Source organism: Skermanella sp. TT6 (genome assembly GCF_016653635.2).
Classification (GTDB): domain Bacteria; phylum Pseudomonadota; class Alphaproteobacteria; order Azospirillales; family Azospirillaceae; genus Skermanella; species Skermanella cutis.
The window spans coordinates 199,284-218,174 of the sequence record NZ_CP067422.1; the positions used below are offsets into that span (position 1 = coordinate 199,284).

Annotated in this window: 19 protein-coding genes; 14 read left to right on the forward strand and 5 right to left on the reverse strand. The window is 67.2% G+C overall.

The features are described from left to right. Nucleotides 1–17: 17 nt before the first annotated feature. From IGS68_RS32385 to IGS68_RS32415, 7 genes are all read left to right on the forward strand, one after another. Nucleotides 18–923 carry a 2-hydroxy-3-oxopropionate reductase gene (locus IGS68_RS32385; protein WP_201083479.1) on the forward strand — a complete coding sequence of 302 codons (906 nt, stop codon included), beginning with the start codon at nt 18–20 and terminating at the stop codon, nt 921–923. Nucleotides 924–942: 19 nt separating this feature from the next. Further along, nucleotides 943–2,391: a pyruvate kinase gene (gene pyk, locus IGS68_RS32390; RefSeq protein WP_201083481.1), complete on the forward strand. Its 1,449-nt coding sequence runs from the start codon at nt 943–945 to the stop codon at nt 2,389–2,391. Then, nucleotides 2,391–4,082, forward strand: a complete 1,692-nt coding sequence (locus tag IGS68_RS32395; RefSeq protein ID WP_247881511.1) for a pyruvate, phosphate dikinase — start codon at nt 2,391–2,393, stop codon at nt 4,080–4,082. The genes pyk and IGS68_RS32395 overlap by 1 nt, the downstream gene beginning before the upstream one ends. Before the next feature lie 17 nt (nt 4,083–4,099). Next, the gene (locus IGS68_RS32400; protein WP_201083483.1) at nt 4,100–5,101 is read left to right on the forward strand and encodes an NAD(P)H-quinone oxidoreductase; all 1,002 of its coding nucleotides are present in this window, start codon (nt 4,100–4,102) and stop codon (nt 5,099–5,101) included. Between the two features lie 52 nt (nt 5,102–5,153). Then, nucleotides 5,154–5,576 carry a hypothetical protein gene (locus IGS68_RS32405; RefSeq protein ID WP_201083485.1) on the forward strand — a complete coding sequence of 141 codons (423 nt, stop codon included), beginning with the start codon at nt 5,154–5,156 and terminating at the stop codon, nt 5,574–5,576. 131 nt (nt 5,577–5,707) lie between these two features. Then, a complete protein-coding gene (locus tag IGS68_RS32410; RefSeq protein ID WP_201083487.1) occupies nt 5,708–5,962 on the forward strand; it encodes a hypothetical protein in 255 nt (84 codons plus the stop codon). 32 nt (nt 5,963–5,994) lie between these two features. Continuing rightward, nucleotides 5,995–6,192 (forward strand): glycine zipper 2TM domain-containing protein, encoded by a 198-nt coding sequence (locus IGS68_RS32415; protein ID WP_201083489.1) that lies wholly within the window; start codon nt 5,995–5,997, stop codon nt 6,190–6,192. A 489-nt stretch (nt 6,193–6,681) separates the two neighbouring features. Here IGS68_RS32415 and IGS68_RS32420 read toward each other — a convergent pair whose 3' ends face one another. Beyond that, the gene (locus IGS68_RS32420; RefSeq protein WP_201083491.1) at nt 6,682–8,349 is read right to left on the reverse strand and encodes a hypothetical protein; all 1,668 of its coding nucleotides are present in this window, start codon (nt 8,347–8,349) and stop codon (nt 6,682–6,684) included. 492 nt (nt 8,350–8,841) lie between these two features. Between IGS68_RS32420 and IGS68_RS32425 the strand changes: the two genes are divergently transcribed. The 6 genes from IGS68_RS32425 (at nt 8,842) to IGS68_RS32450 (ending at nt 15,284) form a co-directional block, all read left to right on the forward strand. Continuing rightward, entirely contained in the window at nt 8,842–10,038 is a 1,197-nt protein-coding gene (locus IGS68_RS32425; protein ID WP_201083493.1) for a glycosyltransferase family 1 protein, read from the forward strand. 77 nt (nt 10,039–10,115) lie between these two features. Beyond that, entirely contained in the window at nt 10,116–11,351 is a 1,236-nt protein-coding gene (gene glf, locus IGS68_RS32430; protein ID WP_201083495.1) for a UDP-galactopyranose mutase, read from the forward strand. Between the two features lie 40 nt (nt 11,352–11,391). Continuing rightward, a complete protein-coding gene (locus IGS68_RS32435) occupies nt 11,392–12,543 on the forward strand; it encodes a glycoside hydrolase family 1 protein (RefSeq protein ID WP_201083497.1) in 1,152 nt (383 codons plus the stop codon). A gap of 216 nt (nt 12,544–12,759) precedes the next feature. After that, entirely contained in the window at nt 12,760–14,553 is a 1,794-nt protein-coding gene (locus tag IGS68_RS32440) for an ABC transporter ATP-binding protein (protein WP_201083498.1), read from the forward strand. Between the two features lie 147 nt (nt 14,554–14,700). After that, the gene (locus IGS68_RS32445; protein WP_201083499.1) at nt 14,701–14,979 is read left to right on the forward strand and encodes a type II toxin-antitoxin system ParD family antitoxin; all 279 of its coding nucleotides are present in this window, start codon (nt 14,701–14,703) and stop codon (nt 14,977–14,979) included. Beyond that, a complete protein-coding gene (locus IGS68_RS32450) occupies nt 14,976–15,284 on the forward strand; it encodes a type II toxin-antitoxin system RelE/ParE family toxin (RefSeq protein ID WP_201083500.1) in 309 nt (102 codons plus the stop codon). The genes IGS68_RS32445 and IGS68_RS32450 overlap by 4 nt, the downstream gene beginning before the upstream one ends. 141 nt (nt 15,285–15,425) lie before the next feature. On the opposite strand, the gene IGS68_RS32455 is transcribed toward IGS68_RS32450, so the two are convergent. The 3 genes from IGS68_RS32455 to IGS68_RS32465 all read right to left on the reverse strand — a co-directional run bounded on the left by IGS68_RS32455 (nt 15,426) and on the right by IGS68_RS32465 (nt 16,675). Further along, a complete protein-coding gene (locus IGS68_RS32455; protein WP_201083502.1) occupies nt 15,426–15,977 on the reverse strand; it encodes a hypothetical protein in 552 nt (183 codons plus the stop codon). Nucleotides 15,978–16,146: 169 nt separating this feature from the next. Continuing rightward, the gene (locus IGS68_RS32460; RefSeq protein WP_201083504.1) at nt 16,147–16,476 is read right to left on the reverse strand and encodes a type II toxin-antitoxin system PemK/MazF family toxin; all 330 of its coding nucleotides are present in this window, start codon (nt 16,474–16,476) and stop codon (nt 16,147–16,149) included. Further along, complete coding sequence (locus IGS68_RS32465; RefSeq protein ID WP_202682950.1) at nt 16,463–16,675, reverse strand: antitoxin MazE-like protein; 213 nt, start codon at nt 16,673–16,675, stop codon at nt 16,463–16,465. Before IGS68_RS32465 ends, IGS68_RS32460 begins: the two co-directional genes overlap by 14 nt. A gap of 146 nt (nt 16,676–16,821) precedes the next feature. On the opposite strand from IGS68_RS32465, the gene IGS68_RS32470 reads away from it, so the two are divergent. Further along, nucleotides 16,822–17,574 (forward strand): transposase, encoded by a 753-nt coding sequence (locus IGS68_RS32470; protein ID WP_201083505.1) that lies wholly within the window; start codon nt 16,822–16,824, stop codon nt 17,572–17,574. Nucleotides 17,575–17,836: 262 nt separating this feature from the next. Here the strand turns inward: IGS68_RS32470 and IGS68_RS32475 are convergent, their stop codons facing one another. After that, a complete protein-coding gene (locus IGS68_RS32475) occupies nt 17,837–18,742 on the reverse strand; it encodes a sulfotransferase (RefSeq protein ID WP_201083508.1) in 906 nt (301 codons plus the stop codon). Nucleotides 18,743–18,891 lie beyond the last annotated feature (149 nt).

Consider the following 18,891-nt stretch of genomic DNA (forward strand, 5'->3'; position numbering starts at 1 on the left):
AGACGGAGGAATCGACTATGGATGTGGGCTTCATCGGTCTCGGCATCATGGGCCGCCCCATGGCGGACCACCTTATCAACGCCGGCCACCGGCTGTTCCTGTACGACGTGAAGCCGGTCCCCGACGACCTGACGTCAAAGGGCGGCACCGTCTGCGGGTCCGCGAAGGAGGTCGCGTCCAAGGCCGAGATCGTCATCACCATGGTGCCGGACACGCCCCACGTGGAGGCGGCCCTGTTCGGGCCGGAGGGCGTCGCCAAGGGCCTGTCCGAAGGCAAGATCGTGGTCGACATGAGCTCGATCGCGCCGATCGAGACCAAGCGGTTCGCCGCCGAGATCAACAAGCTGGGCTGCGACTACCTGGACGCCCCGGTGTCGGGCGGCGAGGTCGGCGCCAAGGCCGCGTCGCTGACCATCATGGTCGGCGGGCCGGAGCGGGCCTTCGAGAAGGTCAAGCCCCTGTTCGAGAAGATGGGCAAGAACATCACGCTGGTCGGCGGCAACGGCGACGGCCAGACCACCAAGGTCGCCAACCAGATCATCGTGGCGCTGAACATCCAGGCGGTCGCCGAGGCGCTGCTGTTCGCGGCCCGTGCGGGCGCCGACCCGGCCAAGGTGCGGCAGGCGCTGATGGGCGGCTTCGCCGGCTCCAAAGTGCTGGAAATCCACGGCGAGCGGATGATCAAGCGGACCTTCGACCCGGGCTTCCGCATCGAGCTGCACCAGAAGGACCTGAACCTGGCGCTCCAGGGCGCCCGCGCGCTCAACATCGCCTTGCCGAACACCGCCACCGCCCAGCAGCTGTTCAGCGCCTGCGCTGCCCAGGGCGGCTCGCAGTGGGACCATTCCGGTCTCGTGCGCATCCTGGAAACCATGAGCGGTTTCGAAATCGGCCAGACGCCCCCCGGCTCCGGGGACGACTGACCTTACCGGCGATGAGGACATGACAGACAGCCCGATCTTCCGACGGCACCGACAGACCAAGATCGTCGCGACCGTCGGCCCGGCCAGCTCGGCCCCCGACCAGCTCCGCCGCCTGCTCCTGACCGGCGTGGACGTGTTCCGGCTCAACTTCAGCCATGGCACCCAGGAAAACCATGGCGAGGTGCTGGCCCGCATCCGCGCCCTGGAGGCGGAGTTCGACCGGCCGATCGGCGTCATCGCCGACCTGCAGGGGCCGAAGCTGCGGATCGGCAGCTTCGCCGAGGGTGCCGTGGCGCTGCGGTCGGGCCGGGTGATCCGGTTCGACCTCGACCCGGCGCCGGGCAACGAGGATCGGGTCTGTCTGCCCCATCCGGAGGTGATCGAGGCCATGACCGTCGGCAGCACCCTGCTGCTGGACGACGGCAAGGTCCGCATCCGCGTCATCGAGAAGGGTCCCGACTTCCTGCTCGGCGAGATCGTCGCCGGGACCCGCCTGTCCAACAACAAGGGCTTCAACGTCCCCGACGTGATGCTGCCCCTGTCGCCGCTGACGCCCAAGGACCGCCGCGACATGGAATTCGCGCTGGACCAGGGCGTGGAATGGATCGCCTTGTCCTTCGTCCAGCGGCCGGAGGACGTGGTCGAGGCCCGCGGGCTGATCGGCGACCGCGCCGCGATCATGCTGAAGATCGAGAAGCCGGCCGCGATCCAGCACCTGGACGAACTGATCGAGCTGGCCGACGCCCTGATGGTCGCCCGCGGCGACCTGGGCGTCGAGATGCCGGCGGAGGACGTGCCCAGCCTGCAGAAGAACATGATCCAGAAGGCGCGCGACGCCGGCCGGCCGGTGATCGTCGCGACCCAGATGCTGGAATCCATGATCGGCTCGCCCTCGCCGACCCGGGCGGAGGTGTCCGACGTGGCGACCGCCGTCTATGACGGCACCGACGCGGTGATGCTCTCGGCCGAGACCGCCGCCGGCGCCTATCCGGTGGAGGCGGTCGCGATCATGGACCGCATCGTGGCGCGGGTGGAGAGCGACGCGCTGTACCGCAGCATCATGGACAGCCAGCATCCCGGGCTGGGCCGGACGACAGCCGACGCGATCACCCATTCCGCCAACCAGGCGGCCCGGGCGGTCAGCGCCAAGGCGATCGTGACCTATACCGAGTCCGGCAGCACGACCCTGCGGGCGGCGCGCGAGCGGCCCCCGATGCCGATCCTGGCGATCTCCATCCACGACACCACGGCCCGCCGCCTGGCGCTGTCCTACGGCGTCCATACCGTCCACGTGACGAAGGGCATCAGTTCCTTCGGCGAGATGGTCCCCGAGGCGATGCGGATCGCGCAGGATTACGGCATCGCCGGGATCGGCGACCGGCTGGCGATCACCGCCGGCGTTCCCTTCGGCCGCACCGGCTCGACCAACACGCTCCGCATCGTCTACCTGGAGCCGGAGCCCCAATAATGATGCCCGAGGTCCTGACGCAATCGCCCGGGGCGGCTTCGGCCCCCCTGCGCCGGGTCTTCGCCTTCGGCGGCGGCATGGCGGACGACGTGCCCGGCGGCGCGGCCCTCGACCTGCTCGGCGGCAAGGGAGCCGGCCTCGCCGAGATGAGCCGGCTCGGCCTTCCGGTGCCGCCCGGCTTCACCGTCTGCACCGAGGTCGGCCGGCACCTGCTCCGCACCGGCCGCCATCCCGACGGGGTGCGCGACGAGGTCGCCGAAGCCCTGCGCCGGCTGGAGGCCCGGACCGGCCAGCGCTTCGGCGATGCTTCCGACCCGCTGCTGGTGGCGGTCCGGTCGGGCGCCGCCGTGTCCATGCCGGGAATGATGGACACCGTCCTGAACCTGGGCCTGAACGACGCGACGGTGGAGGCCCTGGCGCGGCGCAGCGGCGACCCGCGCTTCGCGTTCGACACCTATCGCCGCTTCATCCAGATGTTCGGCGCGGTCGTCCTGGGGCTGGACCACGGCCTCTTCGAGGACATCCTGGAGCAGGCCAAGCTGCGCCACCGCTGCCGGCTGGACTGCGAGCTCGATGCCGATGCCTGCCGGGCGCTGGTCCGCTCCTACCTGGCGATGGTCGAGCGGGAGCTGGGGCAGCCCTTCCCGCAGGACCCGGTCCGGCAGCTCTGGCAGGCGATCGGCGCGGTGTTCCGGTCGTGGGACAACCGCCGCGCCGTCCTGTTCCGGCGGCTGAACGGCGTGACGGATGACGACGGGACGGGCGGCACGGCGGTGACCGTCCAGGCCATGGTGTTCGGCAACCGGGGTGCCGACAGCGGCACCGGCGTCGCCTTCACCCGCGACCCCTCGACGGGGGACGCCGTGCTGTTCGGCGAGTTCCTGCCCGACGCGCAGGGCGAGGACCTGGTCTCCGGCATCCGGACTCCGCAACCGCTGGACCGGATGGCCGAGGAGATGCCCGACGCCTTCGCCCAGCTGGAGACCGCGGCGAAGCGGCTGGAGACCCACTGCCGCGACATGCAGGACATCGAGTTCACGGTCCAGCAGGGCAGGCTTTTCCTGCTCCAGACCCGGCCGGGCAAGCGCACGATGGAAGCCGCGGTCCGGATCGCCGTCCACATGGCGGAAGCGGGGCTGATCACCGCTGCCGAGGCGGTCGGCCGCATCGATGCGGACGCGCTTCGGCGGCTGCTCCACCCCGTGCTGGACCCGTCCGCCCCCCGGAAGGTCCTGGGTCGCGGGCTCCCCGCGGCTCCCGGCGCGGTCACCGGCCGGATCGCCTTCAGCGCGGCGGAGGCGGTCGAGCGGGCTGCGCGGGGAGACTCCGTGATCCTGTGCCGCGCCGAGACCGACCCGGAGGACATCCACGGCATCCACGCCGCCGGCGGCGTGCTGACGGCGCGGGGCGGGATGACCAGCCACGCGGCCGTGGTCGCGCGCGGCATGGGCCGGACCTGCGTGGTCGCCGTTTCCGGCCTGGTCATCGACCGGGCCGGCGGCAGCGCCACGCTGGGCGGCGAGACGATCCGGTCCGGCGACGTGGTGACCCTCGACGGGTCCGGCGGCGAGGTGCTGCTGGGCGCCGTGCCGACCGTGACGCCGGCCCTGTCCGACGAGGTCGCGACCCTGATCGGCTGGGCCGACGAGCTGAGATGGCTCGGCGGCGGAACCGACACCCCCCTTCCATAACCGAGAAGAGCAGGACGATGGCGAAACCCGACACCATGACGGCGATCGAGATCACCTCGCCCGGCGCCCCCGAGGTCCTGAAGCCAACGCGGCGTCCCGTTCCGGACCCCGGGCCGGGCGACATCCTGATCGAGGTCCATGCCGCCGGCATCAACCGGCCGGACGTGCTCCAGCGCATGGGCAAGTACGACCCGCCGCCCGGCACGACCGACATCCCGGGACTGGAGGTCGCCGGACGGGTCGCCGAGGTGGGATCGGAGGTGACCGGCTGGCAGGTCGGCGATCCGGTCTGCGCCCTGCTGACCGGCGGCGGCTACGCGGAATACTGCACGGCGCCCGCCGGGCAGTGCCTGCCCATCCCCGAGGGCATGGGCATGACCGAGGCGGCCGTCGTGCCGGAAACCTTCTTCACGGTCTGGTCCAACGTGTTCGACCGCGGCCGGCTCCAGCCCGGCGAGAGCTTCCTGGTCCATGGCGGCACGTCCGGCATCGGCACGACCGCGATCCAGCTCGCCAAGGCGTTCGGCGCCCGGGTGTTCGCCACGGCGGGCGGCCCGGAGAAGTGCCGGGCCTGCACCGAGCTGGGCGCCGACCGGGCGATCGACTACCACCAGGAGGACTTCGTCCAGGTCGTCAAGGAGGCGACCGGCGGCAAGGGCGTCGACGTGATCCTGGACATGGTCGGCGGCGACTACCTGCCGCGCAACGTCGATGCCCTGGCGCCCGACGGACGCCATGTCAGCATCGCCTTCTTGCGCGGCGGCAAGGTGCCGGTGAACTTCTTTCCGGTCATGCTGAAGCGCCTGACCATGACCGGCTCGACCCTGCGGTCCCGGCCGGCGGCGGACAAGGCGGTGATCGCCGACCATCTGCTCCAGCGCGTCTGGCCGCTGCTGGCGGAGCGCCGCGTCCGGCCGGTGCTGCACAAGGTGTTCCCCCTCGCGCAGGCCGCCGATGCCCATTCGCTCATGGAGTCGAACAAGCATATCGGCAAGATCGCCCTGAGCGTCCGCGATTAGCCCCAACCGATGCGTACGCGATTAGCCCCAACCGATTCGGAGACCCAGATCCATGCAGAGCGTCAATATCGACCGGCGGGAAACCATCGAGTCCTACTACCCGCTGGACAGCTTCATCCATGACGCCGGGCTGAACGCCAGGGCCAAGGCGATGGTCATGCACGGCCTCCGCATCCTGTCGTCCCCCGATGCCGCGGGCGATTTCAAGCTGACCAAGGCGCAGCACAACGTCGCCGAGGATGCCCACGACCAGGATGCGGTGTTCGTCTATTCCGTCCGCGACGACGACAATGCCTGGTTCGACAAGGCCGAACCGGACGCGGCCAAGGCGGTCCATGCCAAGGACAACCCGACCAACGTGGAAGGGCTGTACCGCGACTTCATCGACCGCGTCATCCAGGCCGCCCGGGACGCGCATTTCCAGCCCGCCATCGGCCGCGGGGAGAAGCGGCTGGAGGGCTTCCACGGAGGTTGAACCGTCCTGTGATGCAAAGCGGCATCACTCCGCCGTTTCACGTCCGTTTCACAAAAATGCCCCGATGCACGACTCCCTTTATTGGGCATTGTGCCGGCCGGCAGCGGTCGTGGATTGGTCAAGAGGGCGAAATGGCGCGGTACAGGTTGCAGCAGTTCCTGACTCAGGAGATTCCGGACTTCCTGCTGATGGACATAGCCTATCACTGGCAGGCCAACGACAACCGCGCCATGGCCCCGCATGCGCCATGGGCACCCGAGAGCGGCAAGCAGGCCGAAGGCGACCTGAAGATCCATCAGGTCGTCAGCGGCCTGCGCGCCGGCGTCGATATCTTTATGGGTGTTTTCGGCGACCGGGATGAACCGTTTTCCCTGGCTCCTTGTTGACCTCCCCAGGAATATCAACGGAGGACTACACCATGGCTAAAGGTATGAAGCTGAAGACGCTGGCTGCCGTCGTGGCGCTGCCGCTCGTCCTGTCGGCTTGCGCCGAGACCGTGGGCGCCGGCGCGGGTGCCGCCGTCGGCAACCAGTTCGGCAAGGGCAGCGGCAACACGGCCGCGACCATCGGCGGCGCCGCGGCCGGTGCCGCGATCGGCCATTCGATCGGGAACTGAAAATAGTATTCAGCCCAGCCTGCTCTTCCTTTCATCGTCATGGCCGGACTTGATCCACGACTGTCCGGCACGATGATTGCCGATCAACCCCAAGCTGATGCTCAGGATACTTCATCTTCCCATTATCGTCATGCCCGGACTTGATCCGGGCATCTCCAGCCACGGAGCCCCCGTGAGACCTGTGAGACGATGGCCGGATCAAGTCCGGCCATGACGAAAAAGGGGTAGTTCTGCCTTGAGTTCAGGCTTGTGAGCAGTAAGCAATAAACGTGCCGGACAGCCGTGGACTTGATCCGGGTATCTCCGCATGGCGGCCCTGATGGAGCCTGCAAGAGATGACCGGGTCAAGCCCGGTCATGACGACAAGAAAGAGGAAAACGCCGCCGGAAATGCGCGCCGTGGTTGACGAGCAAAAACCTGGATCAAGTCCGGTCATGACGAAAAGGGAGAGCCTCTGCCTGTAAACGGGCGCGGCCGGCTCCGCGCAGGTCAGCCGGCCTCCCCGATCCCGCCGGTCCCGCTCTGGGGCTGCTCCTCCGGATCGAGCGCCTCGTAGAGGTCCACGGGGGCGCCTCCGTTCATCACGAACCGTTCGAACGGGTAGAGGTGATGGACGAAGTGCTGGTCGTAGGACTTCACCTTGCGGTACCCGGCCGCCAATCCCGCATCCAGCATCTCCCGCACGTCGCCGCCCAGCTCCCTGTAGAAGACCCCGTCCTCGACGACGATGAAGCGGGGGCGGCTGTCCAGGATGCGGCGCATCTCGACCGCGGGCTCCACCCAGGGGCAGCCGTCCCGGCCCGGCGCATGGAAGTTCGGCATGCCGGTGAAGGCGAACCGGGTCGGGATCTCGGCGCCGGTCAGGAAATATATGGCCGGCTGGAAACCCACCACATAGAGCGAGTCGCCGTCCCGCAGCATCGGCTTCACGTCGGCCGCGACGCGGCGTGGGGTGTCGCCTGCCCAGCGATCGCCCGCCAGCCGGTCGCGGACGATGTAGATGCTGTGCATCAGCGGCTCCTTGGCGACCGCGAACACGGTCAGTCCGGCCAGGACAGCCAGGGCCGCGCCCTTGGCGCGCCGCCCCCGCACCGAGGCCAGCAGCCCGCGGCCGATCGCCAGCCCGGCCAGCAGGCTCAGCGGCGGCAGGAACTGGATCAGGTAATGGTCCGAGCCGATGCGGAGGAACATCTGGCACAGCATCACCGCCGCCCACCAGACCGCCAGGAAGGCGACCGACCGCCGCTCGACGCCGGCGCCCGCCAGCCACCGGACCAGGACGCAGCCCAGGAGCGCGGCGACCCACAGCGGCGTCTGCTCCGCGATGGCGCGCAGCATGGCATCCCACTCGATGCCGCGTTCGCCGCCGTAGAAGACGCGGTGCGCCTGGATGTTGCCGGCGAACCAGGCGTCCCAGTGGCCCAGGACGACGTAGAGGAGCACCACCAGGACCGTCGGGACCAGGCTCATAGCGCCCAGCAGCGCCAGGGGCCGAAGGCTCGCCCGGACATGGGCGCCCAGGTCGCGCCAGTGCGGCACCGTCAGGATGAAGTAGCCGGCCAGGAAGGCCAGCATGTCGAACAGCACCGACTGCTTGATCTGGATCCCGACGCCCAGGATCAGCCCGGCGGCCGCCATGGTCGCCAGATCTGGTGGCATGCGGCGCCGGGCGGACCGGAGCACCAGGAGCAGCGCGAGCACGGCGCAGGCGTTGTGGAACAGTTCGCCTTGGAAGGCCATCCCCCCCGTGGCGAGGCTGAAGACGATGTAGCCGACACCGGCGGCGACGCCGATCGCCCGGTTGGCGTCGTCGAACAGCAGCGCCGCGATCCGGCTCAGCATCCAGGCGGTCAGCCCGACCGTCACGCTGGCGCCGATGCGGCTGAGGATCACCGGGTCGTAGGGCGTCATGGTGAACGGAGTCGCCAGCGCGAACAGGCCGAACGGCTTGAGGTCGCAGACCGTCGTGTAGGGCAGGTGGCCCCTGGCCAGCTCCGAACCCATCAGGAGGTACATGCTCTCGTCGTAGTTCAGGACGGAATAGAGCAGCCCCGGAGAGCGCAGCACCATGGCCCCTGCCACGAAAGCCAGCATCCAGGCGAATTCGTGCCAGAGGGGCGGCGCCTGGGGCGATCCACCCGACGCTTCGTCTGGCATATACCGGAACCTGTCCGGACTGGTGGGGGTTGTATGCATCACTCCAGCTCTTTCGAAACCATTTCCACGATCAATAGACTCGGCCGGCTACAGTTAGCATTCACGGGCGCCCGGCGACTTGAACAACGGTGTTAATACGGGCAAATTCCTGATAACCCTTAAGGCGGGCTCAAGTGATTGTGTCAGGGACATGTTCCATTTTGACGTGTTTGCCATAACCACCGCCCTGCTGTCATGTTTATGCCAAATTGCCAGCCATCCGCAATGTACCTGATGGCGTGAATTTATTACGGAATAAAAAGCTGATTCGTGAACAGTGCCGGTTTCATTGAGACGCGGAGACATTTTTTCGACAGCTATTCAAATCCTGGAACAGAAAATCCATTCTGCTCGTTAGTAGCGTCGCTTGCAGGCGGCCAGCTTCGGGCAGGAGAGAGTTTATGCTGATTGAACCGTCGCCCGGCCATATCGAAACAGACGATAGGAGACATTATGAGTTGGGCAGGTCCCGTCCAGATTGAGATCGGAAAGACCAAATACAAAGACACGCCGGCCTTTTCTCCCTCCATGACGCCCCAGGTCCAGGAGGATCTGCCGTCTCTGGTCTGTTTTTCGCACCTGCGGTGGAATTTCGTCTACCAGCGTCCTCAACACTTGATGTCCCGATTTGCCCGGGACTATCGGGTGTTCTTCGTCGAGGAGCCGGTGGATACCGAGAGCCAGACCGCCTGGCTTGATGTCCGCGCGGAGGAGGGCGGCGTCCGCGTCGTGGTTCCCCGCCTTCCGGGCCGCCGCACCCCCGAGCAGACCGCCGACACGCTGCGGACCCTGCTCGACGGGTTCTTCCAGGCGGAAGGGATCGTCGATCCGGTGCTCTGGTACTACACCCCCATGAGCCTGGACTTCACCGACCACCTGCGGGGCGGCGTGACTGTCTATGACTGCATGGACGAGCTGTCCGCCTTCAAGGGTGCGCCGCCGCAGCTGATCGAGCGCGAGCGTACCTTGATGTCCAAGGCCGACCTGGTCTTCACCGGCGGCTACAGCCTGTGGGAAGCCAAGCGGTCGCTGCACGCCAACGCCCATCCGTTTCCCAGCAGCGTCGACGTGGGGCACTTCGCCCAGGCCCGGGCGGAGCAGCCCGACCCGGAGGACCAGGCCGCGATCCCGCATCCGCGCCTGGGCTTCTATGGTGTGATCGACGAGCGTTTCGACATCGACCTGATCGACCGCATGGCGGAGATGCGGCCGGACCTGCATTTCGTGCTGGTCGGCCCGGTCGTGAAGATCGATCCGGAGACGCTGCCGAGGCGCCCCAACATCCACTATCTCGGCCCCAAGGTCTATGACGAGCTGCCGCACTACCTGAGCGGCTGGGACGTCGCCCTGCTGCCGTTCGCGCTGAACGAATCCACCCGGTTCATCAGCCCGACGAAGACGCCGGAATATCTGGCCGGCGGCTGCCCCGCGGTGTCCACGCCGATCAAGGACGTGGTCCGCACCTATGGCGACACCGGCGTGGTCCGGATCGCCCGGACCCCGGAAGAGTTCATCGCGGCGATCGACGCCGCCCTCGAAGATGCCAAGGACCGCGACCGCCTGCTCGCGACCGCCGACGCGGTGCTGCGGGACATGTCGTGGGACAAGACCTGGAATGAAATGAAGGAGAAGATCGAATGCGCGCTCTGACGCCCACAGGTGCCGGTGCGCCTGATTCGTCCAATTCCATCTCCGCGCGGAACGCCGGCAACGGAGGTTCGCTCGGCATGGCGAAGCGGAACAGGTTCGCCCATCAGCGCAGCGGTTTCGACTACCTGATCGTCGGCGCCGGCTTCGCGGGCAGCGTGCTTGCGGAACGCCTCGCCGCCGGCCTGGACAAGCGGGTCCTGCTGATCGACCGGCGCCCGCACATCGCGGGCAACGCCTACGACCACTACAACGACGCCGGCATCCTGATCCACCGTTACGGGCCGCACATCTTCCACACCAACTCGCAGCAGGTGGCATCCTACCTGTCGCGCTTCACCAAGTGGCGCCCCTACGAGCACAAGGTGCTGGCGGACGTCGACAACCAGCTGGTGCCGATTCCGATCAACCTGACCACGCTGGAGAAGCTCTACAATCTCAAGCTGACCCCGGAGGATGCCGAGGCGTTCCTGGCGTCCAAGGCCGAGCCGGTGGCCGAGATCCGCACGTCCGAGGACGTGGTGATCAACAAGGTCGGCCGGGAGCTGTACGAGAAGTTCTTCCGCGGCTATACCCGCAAGCAGTGGGGCCTGGACCCGTCCGAGCTGGACAAGTCCGTCACCTCGCGCGTGCCGACCCGGACCAATACCGACGACCGGTATTTCGGCGACAGCTTCCAGCAGATGCCGCTGCACGGCTATACCCGGATGTTCGAGAACATGCTCGACCATCCGAACATCAAGGTCATGCTGAACACCGACTTCGAGGAAGTCCGGCACGAGGTCCAGTACGACAGGCTGATCTATTCCGGCCCGATCGACGAGTATTTCGACTTCCGCTTCGGCAAGCTGCCCTACCGGTCGCTCCAGTTCCGCCACGAGACGGTGGACCAGGAGAACTTCCAGCCGGTCGCGGTCGTCAATTATCCGTCGGAAAACGTGCCCTATACCCGGATCACCGAGTACAAGCACCTGACCGGCCAGGTCAATCCGCGGACCAGCCTGACCTACGAGTATCCGGCCGCCGAGGGCGACCCGTACTATCCGGTGCCGCGCCCGGAGAACGCCGAGCTGTACCGCAAGTACCAGGCGCTGGCCGACGCCACGCCCAACGTGACCTTCATCGGCCGCCTGGGCACCTACAAGTACTACAACATGGACCAGGTGGTCGGGCAGGCGCTCGCCATGTTCAACCGGATCGCCGAGTCCGAGCAGCGCGAGGTGCAGCACGACGCCGCGCTGTCCCGTGCGGCCCGCGAGATGGCGCATGTCAACGGCGCCCTGCGGGCGGAAGTGGTCCACGGTGCCGGCGACTGACGGCACCCTCCGCGCCGCCCGACCATCCGGAGAGACATGAATGCATAGACCCAGCCTGTTCGACAGCTTCTTCCTGGGTGGGTTCGAGTGCTCGACCCACCGCCGCCATGACGGCCGCCGCCTCGACCTGATCGAGGCGACCGGCCATGGCCGCTTCTTCCCCGAGGACTATGCCGCCATGACCGGCCACGGCATGCGGACGGTCCGCGACGGGGTGCGCTGGCACCTGATCGAGACCAGCCCCGGCCGGTTCGACTGGTCCAGCTTCCTGCCGATGCTGCACGCCGCCCGCGCGGCCGGCGTGCAGGTCATCTGGGACCTGTGCCACTACGGCTGGCCCGACGACATCGATATCTGGCAGCCGAACTTCGTCGACCGCTTCGCCGCCTTCGCCGCGGCGGTCGCCCAGGTGGTCAAGGACGAGACGGGCGAGGTGCCGTTCTACGCCCCGATCAACGAGATCTCCTACTGGGCCTGGGCCGGCGGCGACAACGCCGCGTTCAACCCGATGGCCCGCGGGCGCGGCATGGAGCTGAAGGTCCAGCTCGTCCGCGCCTCCATCGCGGCGATCGAGGCGATCCGCGAGGTCGAGCCGCGCGCCCGGTTCGTCCAGATCGACCCGGTGATCAACGTGGTCGCCAAGTCGGGAAAGCCGGGCGACCGCGCCGGCGCCGAGGGCTACCGCCAGGCCCAGTACCAGGCCTGGGACATGCTGACCGGCCGCATCTGGCCCGGCCTGGGCGGCAAGCCCGACTACCTGGACACCATCGGGGTGAACTATTATTCCGACAACCAGTGGTTCCACGGCGGCGGCATGATCGAGCGGACCGACCCGCACTACCGGCCGTTCCGCGAGCTGCTGGCGGAGACCCATAAGCGTTACGGCAAGCCGGTGCTGGTCGCCGAGACCGGCGCCGAGGGCGATCCGCGCGCCGGCTGGTTCCGCTATGTCTGCGACGAGGTGGCGGCGGCGCTGGAGGCCGGCACCCCGGTCGAAGGCATCTGCCTCTATCCGGTCGTGGATTATCCCGGCTGGGCCGACGAGCGTCATTGCGCCACCGGCCTTCTGGGCTTCCCCGACGCCGAGGGGCGCCGTGAGGTCCACCATCCGCTGGCCGACGAGCTGGCGCACCAGGTGGCCCGCTTCGGCAGGCTGGGGGCGGCGCCCGAGCTGGAGACCGATGCGGCCTAGGGCGGTATCCGATCGGGTTGAACCGCTGTGTTGCGCCATGGGCGCAACCTGCGGCTCGATGCAGGGCGGAAGTGATGCGGGACGACGATCGTAGGTTGCGCCCATGGCGCAACGCAGCTGATCGGTTGCTCCGGGGCACGGCTCCAGCACCGGGACGGCATGTGAAAGCCGAAGGGGTGCCGAAGCCTCCGGCACCCCTTCAGAGGATTGGACAAGATGGCTTCCGGATCTAGAACCAGCGGTCCGCTGCCCAGGCGGCCCCTGGGCTTTCTGATGAGATACATCAAGGCCCGCCCCTGGCAGTTCGGCGGGCTGTTCAGCGTGATCGTGGCCGGGGCGGCCTGCGCCGTGATGGTCCAGTACGGCATGAAGCTGCTGGTCGACGCCATGGCCTCGCCCGACCGGGCGACCGCCGACGTCTGGACCCCGCTGGCCCTGTTCCTGGGACTGATCGCGGTCGAGAACGTGCTGTGGCGCAGCGGCGGCTGGCTGGGCGCCCGCACGATCGTGTCCACCGGAGTGGACATGCGGCTGGACCTGTTCCAGCACCTGACCGGCCATCCCATGCGGTATTTCAGCCAGCACATGGCCGGGTCGCTGGGCGGCAGGATCACCGCGACGGCGAATGCCGCCGGCATGATCCTGCGCGGCCTGACCTGGAGCATCGTCCCGCCCTCCACCGAGATCATCGGCGCGGTCATCGTGCTGACCACGATCGACTGGCGCATGGGCGCCGCGCTGGCCGTCTTCGTCGCGATCGTCGCGGCGGCGATCATCCTGTTCGGCGTCCGGGGCAAGGACATCCACCACGACTTCGCGAGGCAATCGTCCCGCGCCGGAGGCGAGCTGGTCGACGTCGTCTCCAACGTCTGGACGGTCAAGGCCTTCTCCGCCCGCCAGCGGGAGAGGGACCGGCTGGCCGGCGAGCTGGGGGCCGAGGCGGCCTCCGAGCGCCGGAGCTGGATGTACCTGGAGAAGGCGCGCCTGCTGCACGACGCCTGCCTGTGGGTCATGGCGGGCTCCATGCTGCTGTGGGCGATCACCCTGTGGCGCGCGGGATCGATCACCCCGGGCGACGTGGTCATCATCAGCGCCCTGACCTTCCGCATCCTGCACGGGTCGCGCGACCTGGCGCTGGCGCTGGTCAGCACCTCGCAGTTCATCGGCACGATCTCGGACAGCCTGAACGTGATCGCCCAGCCCCACGGCATCGAGGACCCGGGCGACGAGCGCCCGCTGCTGGCCCAGGGCGGGGCGATCCGGTTCGACGACGTCTCGTTCAGCTATCCCGACGGGCGGCAGGTCTTCGACCGCTTCGACCTGGACATCCCGGCCGGGCAGAAGGTCGGGCTGGTCGGGCCGTCCGGCTCGGGCAAATCGACGCTGATCGGGCTGATCCAGCGGCTGGACGACGCCCAGGGCGGCTCCATCCTGATCGACGGGCAGCGGATCACGGAAGTGGGCCAGGACAGCCTGCGATCCCGGATCGCGGTGGTGCCGCAGGAGATCGCGCTGTTCCACCGCACGATCCTGGAGAATATCCGCTACGGCAAGCCGGACGCCACCGACGAGGAGGTGATGGCCGCGGCCCGCCACGCCTATTGCCACGACTTCATCAGCGCGCTGCCGGAAGGCTACCACACGATGGTCGGCGAGCGCGGCGTCCGCCTGTCCGGCGGCCAGCGCCAGCGCCTGGGCATCGCCCGCGCCTTCCTGAAGAACGCGCCGATCCTGATCCTGGACGAGGCGACCTCCGCCCTCGACACGGAGTCGGAGCAGGAGATCCAGCTGGCGCTGGCCGACCTGGTCCGCGGCCGGACCGTGCTGGCGGTGGCGCACCGCCTGTCCACCGTCTCCACCTTCGACCGCATCCTGGTGCTGTCCAACGGCGTCGTGGTCGAGGACGGCTCCCCGGCGGAGCTGCGCCGCCGCGGCGGCATCTTCGACCGCATGTGGCGCCTTCAGGCCGACAGCCTGGCGGAGTCCATGCAGATGGACGCGGCGGATTAGGGCAGGGGCGACGCGCTTCCGGACTTTTTGCGCATGCCCGGGACGCCGGAACCAGCTCTCCTGGTTCCGGCGTTTCATCGTTCACGGTTCCGTTGTTGGAAGGTATGATTGATGATAACTGTTATCTGAGTTGGTGGGAGAGACGCTATGCCTCGCAGCTTCGCCCTTGGCGATCATTTCGAGAACTTCATAGAAGAACAGGTGCGAAACGGTCGTTACAACAACGGATCCGAAGTTGTGCGCGAGGGGCTGCGACTGTTGGAAGACTGGGAGAATCTGCATCGGATCAGAGTCGAGGAAATCCACCGATCAATTGAAGAAAGCCGCAGGGATGGCCGCACCAAGCCTGCCAGTGAAGTACTCGGCCGCTTGGAAGCCAAATATGAGGCGATGGGTGCGTCGGCTGAAAAGCGGGATGACGAGTGACTCTTCCGGTTGAGTTTGCCGGAGCGGCGGAAGCAGACCTGGAAGCGATCGCAGACTACATAGGGAGAGACAATCCGAAACGCGCCGCTGCCTTCATCCGGGAGCTTGCAGCGCGTTGCAGGCGCATAGCCTGCCAACCCCGCGCCTTCACTCTACGGGAAGAGTTTGGGGCGGGCATTCGTACCGTTGCTCACGGCAGTTATCTCATCCTGTACGCGGAACGCGACGGGAAATTGGTGATCGAACGTATCGTGCATGGAGCGCGAGACCTGAACAATATTCTTGATGTTCGATTTTCACCGTAGGTCGGCAAGAGCGTGCCGAACCTCCAGATACAATCATCATTCGGCCGATACGGATCTGCCTTCAGTCGCCATTTCAGGGTTGTGGGTTACGGAGTTACGGGCCGTGGGGGGAAGTTCCCGGCCCGTAACTCCGCGCCCGTATCAGGCGTCGAACCCGTTCCGCCGGAGCGTCCGGTCGAAATCGGGCGCGAGGACGAGCGCCATCAGCGCGCCCCCGACCGCGTTCTTCCGATCCATCAGCGCGTGGCGCTTGCGGCGCAACTCCGCAGCGCCGGAGCGCCGGAACCAAGCCTTCCGGTTCTGGCGCTTCGGGGTCCAGGCTTCGACGCGGGCATCATGCCGTTCGGCAAGCGCCTGCTGCTCATCCCCTGACGCCGAGAGGCGGCACAGGCGGCTGAACTCCTGAAGATCGGCCAGGGAAGGGCGTGGCGTCATGGTGTCCGGCAGCCCGAAAGCATGTATCTCGGCAGGGGACCATTCCGGAAGGCGCGCCGGAGCGGCATCAAGCTCGGCATTGACCTTGCGGAGTCCCAACCCGACCTCACGGTAATCGAGCAGAAGCGCCGCGAGCGGGTCCGGAGACTCGGCGGCGGCGGCGAGCGGAACCGTGGCCGCGACCCGAAGGGCGGCGGCGACGGAAAACAAGAGCCGGCGCGAAACCGCGCAGGGTATGCTATTGGCATTCTCTGCCATGGATCGACTCCACGCGTCGTATCAGTGGTCAGATGGGGTTGGGGAGGATTCCGGTCCGAAACCGCACATACATTCCACGTAGGCCGGTCTTGGCCGCGGGCCGATCAACACCCGCCAGGAACAGGCGGGTGGAATTTCGTTGGACCCCGTTCAACACCCAATTCGAGGTTCAGTCGGCCAATCCCATGACGAAGGCCAGCGCGACGTTCAGGCTGGCGATATCAGCAGGGGTGAGTCGGCCGATGCGCTGCCCGACCCGTTCGCGGCGGATCGTAACCGGCTTGTCCGCCATGACCTGGGATCTCGAGCGCAGGCCGTTGCCGCCGTCGGGTTCGACCGTCACCCGGAAATCCGGCGCGTCGGCCAGTTCGGAGGTCATCTGGCACACCATGACGGAACGGTGCGCCGAGGGGAGAGCGTCGGTCTGGATGATTACGGCCGGACGGGGCTTGCCGTAGTCGCCGGAAGCGGCGACGATGACGACGTCACCGCGCTTCATCGCCGCCGTCGAATTCGGAGACTGCCTCGATCCAGTCAAGCGCCTCCGCTTCCGCGGCAGGGTCGAGTGCCGCCACTTCCGCAGCGATCCGGACCCTGACCGCTTGGGAGCGGACATCCGGGAGGGTCAAGCGCACCTCGCGGAAGCCTTGGCTTTTGCGACGCTCCCGCATCGCTCTCATCCGTTCCGCAGGTTGCATGGCCGAAACTCCCTTCCGAAGCAAACATACCATTATGTAACGCGTTACGCCTGGACGGAACGGCTCAAAAAATGGGGTCAGAGCAATTTCTTGACCACGGCCCCCGCCCCATGGTACCGCTGGCTCCCCAACCGGAGACCGCCGCCATGGCCCGCCCCACGCGCCTTATCCTGCCCGGGCACACTCACCACATCCTCCAGCGGGGAAACAACCGGCAGGACGTGTTCTTCGGCGACGAGGGCCGCCGGCTGTTCCTCACATACCTGGGGGAGGCGGTGGCGGGCGAGCGGTGTGCGCTGCATGCCTATGTGCTGATGACCAACCATTTCCACCTCGTCGTCACGGCCGGCGGGGCGGAGTCGATCCCACGGCTGATGCAGTCGGTCGGGCGGCGCTATGTCGCCCATGTCAACCGGACCCGCGGGCGGACCGGGACGCTGTGGGAGGGGCGGTACAAATCGACCATCCTGGACAGCGAGACCTACGTGCTGGCCTGCCACCGCTATGTGGAGGCGAACCCGGTGCGGGCCGGCGTCGTCTCCCAGCCTGAGGACTATCCCTGGTCGAGCTACGGCCACAACGCCCTGGGCCGCCGCGATCCGCTCCTGGCCGAGCATCCGACCTACGCGGCGCTGGGCCGGAATGCCTCGGAGCGGCGGGCCGCCTATCGGAAACTGTTCGGCGCCGGGCCGACGGAGGAGGAGGCCGATATCCTCCGCGACGCGACCCAGCGGGGCTGGGTCCCGGGCAGCGAACCGTTCCGGCGCGGGATCGAACGCGCGCTGGGCCGGCGGGTCGATCCTCCGCGCCGGGGCCGGCCGCCGAACGGGTCGCCGAAGCTTTCGCGGGAGGCGGCGCCCGTGGAGGACGATCTGGCGTGGGACTGGGACCTGGATTAGAGAGGTACCCGATCAGGTCGGAACGCTCCGGTTCACATAGCCTGCCGATCCATTCGGCGCACCGTGTTGCGCCATGGGCGCAACCTACGGCTCGACGCAGGGCGGAGGTGATGCAGACTGACGATCGTAGGTTGCGCCCGTGGCGCAACGCATCGGATCGACGCCGGCCGGAGGTGATGCGGGCCGACGATCGTAGGTTGCGCCCGTGGCGCAACGCATCGGATCGGCCTGTTCGGGCACGATTCTCGCAGGCTGCGGAAGCTCAGGCCGACTTGGACCGGGGCGGGACCGCCATGTCCAGGGGCTTGGCCGCCGGCCCCTTGGTCCGTTCCCACAGGCGGGCCATGGCGACCGCGGGAAGCGTCAAGGCGCGGATGGCGATCTTCTGGCCGATCGTCAGCCGCTCGCGCCATTTCTCGTCGGACCGGATCTCGTTCGAGGTGGAACGCCGCATCACGTTGCCGTCGATATTGTGGGTGACCTGGTCGGTCCAGGCGAGCTGCGCCGGCTCATAGGCCAGCCCCGTCCATTCCATGATCCTCCGCAGCTCGCCCGGCGGGTCGAGGGCGAGGTTCTCGTACTGGACCGACAGGTGGGGCCGGCCGTGCAGGAACATCACCGTCGCCAGGGTTTCGCGGCAATAGCGGAGCGACGGGCGGAACACCGAATGCTGGAGTCGATGGACCCGATGGACGATGGAGCAGACCTGCCCGCGCGGGTCGCGCATCAGGTGGAGCGGCAGGATCTCGACGAACCCGGCGGCGACCAGCTTGGCCAGCCGGCTCTGGATCTTGCTGGAATCGATGATGATGCGGGCGCCGGTGACCTCGGCGACGGCATCGAAGATCAGCTTGTTATGGAGCCGGAATGTCTCGGGATCGTCGCTGTTCAGGTCCAGGTCGCGCAGGCTGATTCCCCCCTCCCGCTGGACGACGGCATCGATGCGGGGCCAGAACGAGCAGTGCCAGATCGTCTCGGCGCCGCAGGTACACTCGTTGCCGAGCAGCGTCTTGGCGTCCTTCTTGTAGCGGGTATTGGCGAGGTTGGCGAGCTGCCACACCTCGCCGACGCTGACGGCCAGCGAGTTCTTGGCGATCAGCAGGTCAAGCAGGGTGGACCCGCTATGGGTCATGCCGACGATATAGAGGATCTTGTAGCTCGTGTTCATGCCTTGCACCCACCTTGCCTGAGCAGAACAGCGCTTAGCGTCGCGCCCGAAGCAGGACTACTCGAGGCGGAGGGAAGAAGCGCCCCGTATCTTCCCGCCCGATTATTGTCGTGCATTTCGCTTACAAGACAAATTTATCAAGCGTATAG